Below are 12,532 nucleotides of genomic sequence, written 5' to 3' on the forward strand. Positions count from 1 at the left end.
AGTTGAGCCATTTTAAGTCCAGGTGTTGCCAGCCATAATTAATACCTGACTTTCTTTACCGTATTTCAGTTCGTTCAGGAACGTTTCCATGCCATCCTGCAAAGGAATAAGGGCAATGCCTCTACGCTGGTATTCCTTTTCAAGCGTTGGCGAAACCATGCCGGCACCTTTCCATGGTCCCCAGTTGATGGCCATTACCTTGCCCTGTATTTTTTGCTTCAGGGCCCAGGCGTATTTATCCATCACACTATTGGCGGCCGCATAATCGGTTTGACCGCGGTTTCCGTAAACAGAAGCAATGCTTGAGAAAAGGATTACGAATTGGGTTTCGGGGCGCAGTTTTTCGGCCAGAACACGCAATGGAGTTACTTTGGTATCGAAAACACGACCAAATGACTCAGGCGTTTTGCTGTGGAAGAGCTTATCTTCCAGTAAACCTGCGCCATGTACCACGCCATCTATGCGGCCATGTTCTTCGTAAACCTGATTGATTAAGCGGGTTAGGGCATCTTCATCTTTCAGGTCTAACGATTCGTAAACTACTGTCGAACCACCTTCTTCCAGCATTGCAATGCAGCGTAAAATCTGGTTGTTTTTATATAAACGATTAGTTTCCTGTTCAATTTCGGCTGGTTTTTTAATTTCACCTTGCGCAATCAGGTATTTTTTGATTTCATCTTTGGTTTTAAAGCCAGCAGTAGCATCGTTGTTTAAACCTACCGGGCTTGCCGAGCGGCCAACCAAAATGTATTTACAAGGATAATCTTTAGCAAAGTGGATCATCAGTTCGGCGGTAATGCCTTGTGCGCCACCCAATACCAATACTACAGCGTCTTTATCCAGATGGATATGTGCATCGGTTTCGGTACTTAACTGCGTAGGGATTAGCTCCATAATGTGGCGTTTGTGGTCGTTGTAGATAATCTCCGAAGGTTTATCCGGATTTAAGATTTCATTCAACGCCATGTTTGCAATTTCATCGGCCGACATTTTGGTTTCCAGGCTAATGAAACGACATTTGGTATGCTCATATTCACGGTCGAGGCTTTTGAAGAAACCTGAGTAGCCCTGGTAATTTCTCAGGAAAGAAATATCAGACTGATCGTTAAAATAGCGTTTGGTATCAGCAATCAGGTACACCCATTTAACGGTCTCGAAATTGAGCTTCTTAATGGTTGCAAAATGATCAAGAATGCCCGATTTATTTTGCGCCTCGAACATGTTCATGATGATAAGTCCCTGATAGCCTTCAAGCGGATCCTCGAAATTCACTACATCGGCAATAGCGCCATGTTTTTCCAGAAGCTTTTTGATTTTGAGGGCCTGTCCGCCACCATCATCGGTTAAGGCAAAACGTTGCCCTTTTAAAATGGCAGCTTCGGTAACGGTTAAGGCTGCAGGAGTAAGCTCAAATCTCAAACGCGATAATTTTTCTTTAACGGCTTGATCGTCAATGCTCTCCTCAATAAGCTTTTTTGCTTCGATAAGCACCTCCGAGCTTTCGGCTTCTACATCGGCAATCCAGTTTACCAGGCTGTTTAAGGTTTTAATAGCAGCCAGTTTTTCGGTTAAATCATCAGCTTGTTCACCTGCACTACCGAAACCAATTTTTTCTTTTAGCGAGGCAATAATCTCCATCCTTTTGATTGAATCGATACTTAAATCGGCTTCAAGGTCTAAATCCATACCGAGCATTTCTTTCGGATAGCCGGTTTTTTCGCTCACCACGTCTAAAATAACTGAGGTTAGCTGATTTAAGGAAAGCTTAGCCGATTCAGTTGAGTTAACTGCCTGTACTGGTTGTGGGGCTGCTGGCGTAGCTGTTTTAGCCTGCGAATTTTCTGTAATCCAATTCACCAGACTGTTTAAGGTTTTCAGTCCTGCCAGTTGCTCCATAATTTTATCTTCGGGTAGGTTGAGCTGTGCAAAACCACCCAGTTCGGCACGCAAAGCACCAATAATTTCTACTCTTTTAATCGAATCGATACTTAAATCGGCTTCAAGATCCATTTCCATGCCGAGCATTTCCTGTGGATAACCGGTTTTATCGCTCACTATCTGCAAAAGCACCAGTTTCAGGTCTTTTTGCTCCTTTACCGGGGCAACCGCCTGCAGATTTTGAACTTGTTGGGTTATTTGCTGCGCTACCGGAATTGTTTCTATACGGATAGGTTGCGGTGCCTGATAGGTATTTAAAGGTTGCTGATACTGGATTTGTGGCTGGGCAGGAGCCTGGCCTAAAAAGGAAAGCATTACATCGCGTTGCGCCTGGATCAGCGCTTTCATGCTTTGCAGGTATTCCTGCATCATCAGGTCCTTGGCTGAGCCAGATACCTGTTGATTTTCTATTGGGGTAGTAGTGTTATTCATAAGCATAATAGGTTTAGTAATGGGAGCTGCGCCATAAGCAGGGAGCTTGCCGGTTGATGGGACAGCATGCTGGCCATTTATCTGCCAGATGGCCGGGCTTTTTTTGTATAATTCGGGCTTATCGATTTTTATCAGTTTAGCATCACGGCCCACAAAAAGTTTTTCAATTAATATTTCGCGCCCTGTAGCCATGTAGCCAGCCAGCATACCCAGAAGATGACTTAATTTGTTTTGCCCCTGATCTTCGGCGTGTAAAATCACTTCATCCTGGCCAATGCAGGCTTTGGTTAAGCCGCTTAACACTTTGCCAGGGCCAACCTCAATAAAAATGCGCGCACCTTCGGCATACATATCTTTCAATTCATCTACAAAAAGGACAGGCTGGATCAGGTGGTCGGTTAAACGTTCTTTAATGGCTGCAGCTTGGGTTGGGTAAGCTTTTGCGGTAGTGTTAGACCATACCGGGGTTTGCAGGTTATTGAAACTTACCTGTGCGAGCACATCCTGATAAAGGGCTTTTGACTTAGCCACCAGCGGACTATGAAATGCGCAAGCTACTTCTAAAGGGCGGAAAGAAACTTTGGCTTCTTTTAGCGCTGCAGATAGTTGCCCGATAGCCGCTGTGCTGCCTGCAATAACGCACTGGGTAGGGGCATTGAAGTTTACCGGATAAATTTCTTTGATATCGCCAATCAGTTGTTTTAAATCTTCGGGTTTGGCGCTTACGGCCAGCATGGTGCCCGGATCGCCATTTTCTACCGCATTTAAAATAGCCAGCGCCCTTTGGGCACTTAAATGCACCAGTTCTTTCTCATCAAAAGCACCAGCAAAGCAAAGCGCAGGCAATTCGCCATAACTGTGGCCGGCAACCATATCGGGTACAATGCCCAGCGATTTTAAGAAATTGGCAATGGCCAGGTCGACAATACCCAGCAGGGGTTGTGCCATGCGGGTATCTTTAATGCGTTCTTTCTGCGCTTTTCCTTCAGCCTCTGTAAAAACGGTATTCGGGAATAGTATTTTTTCATATTCAGGATGATCTTTTAACAACTTTCTCATTTGCGGAAAAACCACAAAAAGATCTCTGGCCATGTTTATACGCTGACTGCCTTGTCCCGGGAACATAAAAGCTACTTTACCATCCTGTTTTTTGGTGAGGTAAGTGTCTTTGCTTTCTACACCCGATAAAACAAGGTCGATTTTCATCACCAGGTCTTCGGCATGGTTGGCTACAATACTCAGTTGAACAGGCTTGTTATCGGAAGTGGCCAAACTAAAGGCAATATCTTTCAGCTCGATCTGATCGTTCAGCTCCAATATATTTTTAACCTGAATGATGCGGTTTTTGGCTTCTTCGTAAGTATCACCCCTGAAAACAAAAAGCTCAGAAGGCCACGATTTTAAGATGGAATGCCCGTTTGTGTTATTTTTTCCACTTTCGAGTACCGCATGGAAGTTAGTGCCACCAAAACCAAAGGCACTTACACCTGCATAACGTTTGTCATCCATCCATAAGCCGGCTTCGGTATGAAATGCAAAAGGACTGGTTGCTGCATTATAGATGCTATTTGGGGTTTTGAGGTTAATGGTTGGCGGTTTTATCCCGTGGTAAACCGATAGTGAAGTTTTAATCAAACCTGCAATACCAGCAGCACATTTGGTGTGACCAATTTGCGTTTTAACTGAACCCAGGTGTGTTTGGCCAGCCGTGGCGCCCGATTGGTTCAGCATATCGGTTAACGCGCTGATTTCTGTTTTATCGCCAACTACCGTTCCGGTGCCATGGGCTTCTACCAAACCCAGTAACGATGGCGTAATTCCGGCCTGACTATAAGCCCTTTCGAGCGCATTTACCTGTCCGTTTTTACGCGGCGCGGTTAAACCAAGGCTTTTTCCATCGCTTGATCCGCCTACACCTTTAATGATCGAATAAATGGTATCGCCATCTTTTAGTGCGTCTTCATATCGTTTTAATACCACCATGGCAATACCTTCACCCAGTGCAATGCCATCGGCTTCGGTATCAAAAGTGGCGCAACGGCCTTTTTTAGAAAGCGCGTGCGTGCTCGAGAACATCAGGTAATCGTTAATGCCATTGTGCAGGTCTGCACCTCCAGCCAAAACCATGTCTGATTTCTCTAAAAACAGCTCCTGGCAGGCAAGATCAATTGCTGCAAGTGAGGAAGCACAGGCTGCATCTACAGTGTAATTTCTACCGCCAAGATTAAGCCTGTTGGTGATCCTACCTGAAATTACATTTGCCAAAATGCCTGGGAAAGAATCTTCAGTTGTTTTAGGTAAAACGGCATCCACTTCAGCCGGCATTTCGCCAAAAACCTGTTTGTAATAGCCCCTGAAACTATAGCTGTTGGCCAGGTCGTTTCCACCTTCAGCCCCGATAATAACCGAAACATTTTCATTATCCATGCCTCCATCAGCATAACCCGCATGTTGTAAAGCCTGTTTGGCTACCAGTAAGCTGAGTAGCTGGGTAGGTTCGATAGCTGCTAAGGATTGTGGCGGAATACCAAACTCGAGCGGATCAAAATCAATAGTTGGGATAAAACCACCCCATTTGGAGTGCGACATATCGCCAGCGGTTGAATCGGGGTTATAATAAAGTGCTTTGTTCCATCTCTCATCGGGCACTTCAGTTACCGAATCTTTGCCCAGAATAATGTTTCGCCAGTATTCTTCGAGGTTTTTAGCCCCAGGGAAAATACAGGCCATGCCCACAATGGCCACATCAAGGGCCTGCGATTTATTTTCCGGAGGAGCTGGCATAGCCGCGTTTAAAATATGGGCGTAGTTCTGATCGGCAACATCCTGGTGAAGCTCCAGCAGTGATATGACTTTCTTGTGCATTGGTGCAACCTGACCGATCATGTACATGCCCAAATCGGTTTGTCCGGCCTGATCAATTTTAACCAGTTCATCTCCGCGTCTTTCTATTCCTTTAGCTGCAATACGCAAACGGCCCACATTCAGGGTTTCGAGCTTCGACCAGATTTCTTTCTTATCCAGTCCGGAGGCCTGCATTTTTTGTTTTTCTTCATTAAAGAAACCAGCAAAAGCAGAGTTTAAACAGCGGGTTTCATGCCCTGGAGCGGTTTCTAAAAGCACCGTTTCGCTGGCATTTAAGGCTTCCTGCTGAAACTGGTCTAAAATAGCGCCTGTGCTTACCGCTTCTTTAGTGTAGAGATAGGCTGTACCCATCAATACACCGATTTTCATACCTTTTGCTGCCAATGGAGCGGCCATCACCGAAATAAAAGTGGTAGAAAAGGCATCATGAATACCACCGGCAAAGAAAACGCTGATGCTTTCGGGATTTTCTTCTTTTAATAAGCGTTCAATCTGTTTTTCCCACAATACCATGCTTGAAAGGGGGCCAACGTGACCACCACACTCGCGGCCTTCAAATACAAAGCGTTTGGCTCCTTCCTTCAAAAACATATCCAACAGCGAAGCTGACGGCACATGTAAAAAGGTTTTTATGCCGGCTTTTTCAAAAGGTTTGGCCTGCGAAGGGCGTCCGCCAGCAATTAATAAAACGGGAGGTTTGGCATTTAAGATATATTCCTGTTGTTCATCGCGGAGCTCCTGAGGAGCAAAACCTAAAATACCTACGCCCCAGGTTTTTTCGCCGGCCAGTTTTTTGGTTTCTTCGATCAGGTTTTTAGCCGGATTGCCTTTTAACAAAGAAAGGGCAATAAAGGATAGTGCACCTGCTTCAGTAACTGCATGGGCAAAAGGAGCAACATCGCTTACCCGGGTCATTGGTCCTTGGGCAATGGGGTAGGTGATGTTTAAATCCTGGGCTAATGCATTGTTGGCTTTGATGATATTAATGGCTTTCGCTTGTTTCAGGTGTCCGTAAATGGCCTCCTGAAGCCCAAAAACCAACTTGTTAAGCTTTTTATATTTGTTTACCAGGTCAATAGATAAAGCAATATCCTGTCCCATTGGGAGATAATGCTTTTCCAGATCATAACCTTTAAAATAGTGTTGTAAGGTTGGGTAATTGACGTCATCCTCAAGTGCAGGCGAATTTGGTCGTACCAGTACACGGCAACCATCGATTAATTTGGTTTCGGTGCCACTTAATTTTCCGAAGATGTTTTTAAGTGCTGCAGGCGCCTGGCATTCAGGAAACATGGCCAATTGGCTATCGAGAACAATACCGGCTGCACCCTGCGCCATTACCGAAGCCGCTGTATGGGTGCCTATGCCGCCCTGAACCCAAACCGGCAAATTTACGGCCTGAATTACCCGCTGAAAAAGGATGAAGGATGATTCGTAAGCCACGCGGCCGGCAGCTTCATTTCCTTTTACAATAATGCCCGCTGCACAACTTTGCTGGGCTGCTAAGGCCGTTTCGAGATCAAAAACCTGGTAAAGTATTTTAGCATGTGCTTGAGCGGGAATTGTTAGGCCATAAGGTGCAATAATCAGGCTTACCTGCTGGGGTAAAGGAATACCTGCTAATGCCTGCGAATGGATGCAGACCCCAAAGTCGGATACCCCGGATTGTATGGTTGATTGAAGGGCTAGTTCGGCTTCTTCAAGGCAATGCCCCAGACTAAGTACCGGAAAGCTGCCTGCTTTTTGTAAATCGTAAACCAGTCTACTATCGGGGATTTCGAAAGGCGTTACTCCAATGATGGCGTGTTTGTTCATGGCTTTAGATTTGAATCTTCTACTTTGTTTGGTGGATGACTTATGTGCGGCATAATGGTTCTTTATGCTGGCTTTAATACGCAGTATTACAGCTTTTTAGCAATGAATTTACTGTGTAGTATTAATTAGACTAAGGTACAAATTGGCCGATTCAGATTGCTGAAAATGCAACCGAATGAATGAACTGAATAATTGAGAAAGACTAAAGGATTCGTTATAGGTAAAATGAATTTTCTGAACAGGAATGATGTTGTTTAAGTTAATATGGAATGTTTTTTGGTTTTATTAAGCTTTGGAAGGCAGAAATTAAACCGTTATTGATTTAATATTATCAATTGGTTAATTTATTAGGTTTATTTGGCGATCGATTAGCCTGTTTAATCGTTATACTCACTGTTTATGGAAATGGTTATTACTAATCATACTCCCTTTTTGAAGATTTACCGGTGTAAATTCTGTTTTCTTTGTCATTTTTTGGTGTTAATGGTTAGTCTGAAATCTTTATTAAAAAAATGGTGAAAAAACAACGAGTAGTTTTAATACTACATAATATTGTTTTTCATAAGCGTTGGTTAGGCTGGTTTTATCGTTTTTTTAGCAGCATGGTTAGCACTAAGTGTATTAAAACATCTGTAATTAAAAGATCTGAACATTAGTGGTTTAATTGGGAAATGTTTTTATATATTCGTGTTATAATCGTCTAAATGACGTTTAATTTAACCAGATTCAAAAAGTCGCTCCGGCAAAGTGTTATCATTGCGGCCGGCATCAATTTAAATTATGAGCATTCAGCAATTTTTAAAATCATTTGTTGTGTTAGGGTTATTGACTAATTTGTCGCAGGCCCAGCAGAAAACCAATTACAAATTTGATTTCGGGCCAGGTAAGGTGGCTCAGGGCTACACACAGGTTTTACCTACAGATACCTATAGTAAAGAAAAAGGATGGGGATTTGATTTTGATTCGAAAGTTAATGCTGAAGATAATGGTGGGAAAAATTACCTGACTAGCGATCTGGTTAAAAGCGATAAGCCCTTTTATTTCTCTGTATCCTTACCAGAAGGCAATTATAAAGTTACGGTTACCCTTGGCGACCCTAAAAATGCAGCGCTCACAACGGTAAAAGCCGAGTCGCGCAGGCTCATGCTCGAGAATATTAAAACCACAGCTGGTCAATCGTTAAGCAAAACCTTCGTGGTAAACATTAAGGATAAAAATATTATCGGTGGGCAGGTTGTCGGCCTAAAACCCCGCGAATTGACAAAACTCGATTGGGATGATAAACTGACTTTAGAGTTCGATCAGCAAACGGCTTTGCAGGCCATCGAAATTACTAAGGCAGAAGACCAGGTGACGGTTTTTCTTGCAGGAAATTCGACTGTGGTAAACCAGGACGATGAGCCATGGGCATCATGGGGACAAATGATTCCGAGGTTTTTTAAACCTGGTGTAGCCATAGCCAATCATGCCGAATCGGGCTTAACATTAGGCTCTTTCGCTGGTAGCAAGCGCTTAACGAAGATACTGAGTATTATGAAACCGGGCGATTACCTGTTTGTCGAATTTGGCCATAATGATCAGAAAGAAAAAGGGCCTGATGATGGAGCATACAAATCTTACACCGAAAGGTTAAAGAACTTTATTCGTGAGACGAGGAAAAAAGGTGGTATTCCGGTTGTGGTGACTTCTACCAGCCGCCGTTCTTTTGGACCTGATGGTAAAATTGTAAATTCTTTAGGCGATTTCCCTGAAGCGGCGCGTAAAGTGGCTGCTGAAGAAAAAGTGGCTTTAATTGATTTAAATGCCATGACTACTACATTATTTAATGCCCTGGGCGAAGAACCTTCAAAAAAGGCTTTTGTACATTATCCGGCCAACAGCTATCCTGGTCAGGATAAAGCGCTGGCTGATAATACCCATTTTAATCCTTATGGGGCTTACGAAATTGCACAATGCATTATTTTAGGCATTAAAGAGCAGAAACTGAGCATTGCGAAATATCTGGTTAATGATCTCCCGAAATTTGATCCGGCAAAGCCAGATGATGTAAACAACTGGCATTGGCCTGAAAGTCCGAAAAGTAGTGTGGTTAAACCTGATGGTAACTAAGAGATTAGCAGGATGAAAACAATACTTGCATTTTTGCTTTTTTCTTCGTCGGTTACTGTTTTTGGGCAAACTGCTTTGCAGCCTTTTGCTTTAAACGAAGTTAAACTGTTAGCAAGCCCCTTTAAGCAGGCTCAGCAAACCGATCTAAAATATATGTTGTCGCTGAATGCCGATCGTTTGCTGGCTCCTTATTTAAGGGAGGCTGGCTTGACGCCTAAGGCACAATCCTATGGTAATTGGGAAAATACAGGCTTGGATGGCCATATTGGTGGTCATTATTTATCGGCCATTTCTTTAATGTATGCCGCTACCGGCGATGTACGTTTAAAGGAAAGGTTAAATTACATGATTGCAGAGCTGGCCAAATGCCAGAACCAAAACGGTGATGGTTATCTGGCAGGCATTCCCGGCGGAAAAGAAATCTGGAAGCAGATAAAAGCCGGAAATATCCAATCTTCGAGTTTCTCGCTTAATGGCAAATGGGTTCCTTTGTACAATATCCACAAAATTTACGCTGGATTGTACGATACTTACGCCGTTGCCGGAAATGCACAGGCCAAACAAATGTTGATTAAATTAACCGATTGGTGTGTTAATTTAGTAGCGGGTTTATCCGATCAGCAGGTGCAGGAATTGCTTAAGAGCGAGCATGGTGGGTTAAATGAAACTTTTGCCCATGTGTATGCAATTACGGGCGAGATCAGGTACCTAAAACTTGCGCGGCGCTTTTCTGACCAGAAGATTCTGCAACCGCTTTTAAAAAATACCGACGCTTTAAATGGCCTGCATGCCAATACACAAATTCCTAAAGTAATCGGGTTTGAGCAGATTGCGTTACTCGATAAGGATACGGCCTGGGCCAATGCTGCTAATTTCTTCTGGAAAACGGTTACCGAACACCGTACTGTGGCCATTGGCGGAAACAGTGTTCGCGAACATTTTCACCCGGCAAATGATTTTTCATCTATGACAGAATCGCGCGAAGGTCCGGAAACCTGTAATTCGTACAATATGCTAAAGCTCACCAAACAGTTGTTTCTGGCTAATCCATCAAATACTTATCTCGATTATTATGAGCGTACGCTTTACAACCATATCCTTTCTTCTCAAAGGCCTGAAGGCGGCTTTGTGTATTTTACGCCGATGCGCCCGGGGCATTACCGAACTTATTCGAGTGCGCAGGAAAGTTTCTGGTGCTGTGTAGGCTCCGGACTGGAGAATCATGGTAAATATGGCGAACTGATTTATGCCCACAAGGCGAACGATATCTATGTTAACCTTTTTATCCCTTCGGTTTTAAACTGGAAAGAAAAGGGGATACAGCTTACACAGCAAACGCTTTTCCCCAATGCAGAAAATACTACCCTTAAACTTCAGTTAAAAAAGAAACAAAGGTTTGCCATGCATTTTCGCTACCCATCGTGGGTAAATAAAGGTAAAATAGAAGTTTGGATAAATGGCAAAAAAGTAACTGTTAAAAGCGATACAAATGGTTATGCGGGTATCGACAGGAGCTGGGCCAACGGTGATGTGGTTAAACTGGTATTACCTATGCACACCAGTACCGAATTTATGCCTGATGGCTCGGATTGGGTCGCTTTTCTGCGTGGTCCGGTTGTATTGGGTGCTGCGCTCGATAGCCTTTCACAACCCAATTTAACCGCTGATGGAAGCCGGATGGGACACATTGCTTCCGGTGCCTTATTCCCGATGAGCGATGCGCCCCTGGTTACGGGTGATAAGGAATCGCTGGCTAAGGAAATTACTTCAACTGAACCCCAAAGTTTAACTTTTAGCGCTAAGCATGCTATTTATCAGCCCCGTTATCAAAATTTAAAATTGGTACCTTTTTACACGCTGGCCGAAAAACGTTATGTAGTTTATTTCCCATATAGCACCACCAAGGATTTACCTGAAAGGGCAAAAGCAATTAAAGCAGCTGAAGAGGCGAAAATGAAAATTGAACAGGAAACAGTTGATTTGGTGAATACCGGCGAGCAGCAGCCTGAATCTGATCATAACTTTAAAGGAGAACAGACCGATAACGGCACTTTTGAAGAACGCCATTTTAGAAACGGAAAAGGCTGGTTCAGTTATACGCTTAAAAATAAAAACCTGCAGGCTAACAAGCTAAGCCTGACCTACTACGGAAAAGAAAAAAACAGAAGTTTTTCTATTTTGGTTAACGGTATCGTTGTTGAACAGGTGAAGCTGAGTGGTGATAAGGGAAATGTTTTTTATGCGCAGGAGTATCGCATTCCGAAGGAATTGTTAAAAACCGAGCTGGAAGTGAAGTTTGTGGCAGATGCTGGCTCAGCTATAGCGAATGTGTATGAAGTGAGATTGGTGAAGTAGGAATTGGTTAAGGTGGTCTGTGCGGACACAGACCACTAGATTAATGAGTTTTTAACTCAATAAAAAACGCTACGGATTTAAATTATTGTTTTAACAAAGCCTTCAGTTCTTTTGCTTTGATGGATAAAATAGTGCCGTGTCTTAAGCCTTTGGGTAAACTAATCTTATCCGAAACATCTGTCCAGTTTTTTAAATCGGCAGATACAATAGCGCCATACTGATGATCTCGGTATTTATCAAAATATACCATCCAATCGTTGCCAGTTTTTAAGGTTGTGGGACCTTCAGCCCAGTAATTACCGGTAATAGGGGCGCTAGCTGTGCTATAAGGCCCCTCCAATTGATCAGCATAAGCAATTTTGATATTTTTCTGGGGAGGCTGGCGGGTTTCATCTTTTAAGAACATGATAAAGCGTTTGCCGTCTTTCACAATAGTAGCATCAATTACATTAAAACCAGGATCATAAAGCAGTTTGGTCTCCGAAAAGGTTTTGAAATCTTTAGTGGTTACGTAATACATACGGTGGTTGTAGCCACTTTCTTCACTCGAAGCTGTTTCGTTAAATTTACCGGTAATCGTTGTTGCCCAATAAATCATATAGGTTTTGGTCTGCTCATCATAAGTAATTTCTGGTGCCCAGGTGTTGCGTGCACCGGCTTCATTGGCCATAACAGGTATAAATTGCTGCGGGCTCCAGTTAATCAGGTCTTTCGAACTGGCATAGCCAATCCCCTTATCTTTCCAACTCACAGTCCAAACCATATGGAACAAATCATCGGCGCCCCGGATGATGCAAGGATCGCGCATCAGCTTATCGTTGCTCACGGTAGGAGTGAGGAAAGATTGATCGTTTTTTAAAGCTTTCCAGGTGTAAGCATCGGCACTGTAGGCCAGATGCAGCCCATCTTCGCCATTACCCTTAAAATAAGCAAACAGGTAAATATCTTTTTTAGCCTGCGCCTGCACATTTAAAACAGTAGCGATGAGCAGTGAGACGATGTAGAATAGTTTTTTCAT

At 43.4% G+C, this 12,532-nt stretch carries 4 protein-coding genes; 2 read left to right on the forward strand and 2 right to left on the reverse strand.

All coding sequences use genetic code 11. From position 1 onward, the window contains the following. Positions 1-12 precede the first annotated feature (12 nt). The gene (locus tag BLR37_RS18430) at positions 13-7,050 is read right to left on the reverse strand and encodes a type I polyketide synthase (RefSeq protein ID WP_090771157.1); all 7,038 of its coding nucleotides are present in this window, start codon (positions 7,048-7,050) and stop codon (positions 13-15) included. A gap of 780 nt (positions 7,051-7,830) precedes the next feature. Between BLR37_RS18430 and BLR37_RS18435 the strand changes: the two genes are divergently transcribed. Both BLR37_RS18435 and BLR37_RS18440 read left to right on the forward strand, forming a co-directional pair. After that, positions 7,831-9,159, forward strand: a complete 1,329-nt coding sequence (locus BLR37_RS18435; protein ID WP_090771158.1) for a rhamnogalacturonan acetylesterase — start codon at positions 7,831-7,833, stop codon at positions 9,157-9,159. Between the two features lie 12 nt (positions 9,160-9,171). After that, on the forward strand, positions 9,172-11,514 hold the full coding sequence (locus BLR37_RS18440) for a glycoside hydrolase family 127 protein (protein WP_090771160.1): 2,343 nt from the start codon (positions 9,172-9,174) through the stop codon (positions 11,512-11,514). 82 nt (positions 11,515-11,596) lie between these two features. Here BLR37_RS18440 and BLR37_RS18445 read toward each other — a convergent pair whose 3' ends face one another. Further along, the gene (locus BLR37_RS18445) at positions 11,597-12,532 is read right to left on the reverse strand and encodes a glycoside hydrolase family 43 protein (RefSeq protein WP_090771372.1); all 936 of its coding nucleotides are present in this window, start codon (positions 12,530-12,532) and stop codon (positions 11,597-11,599) included.

The organism is Pedobacter soli, assembly GCF_900101435.1.
Lineage (GTDB): Bacteria > Bacteroidota > Bacteroidia > Sphingobacteriales > Sphingobacteriaceae > Pedobacter > Pedobacter soli.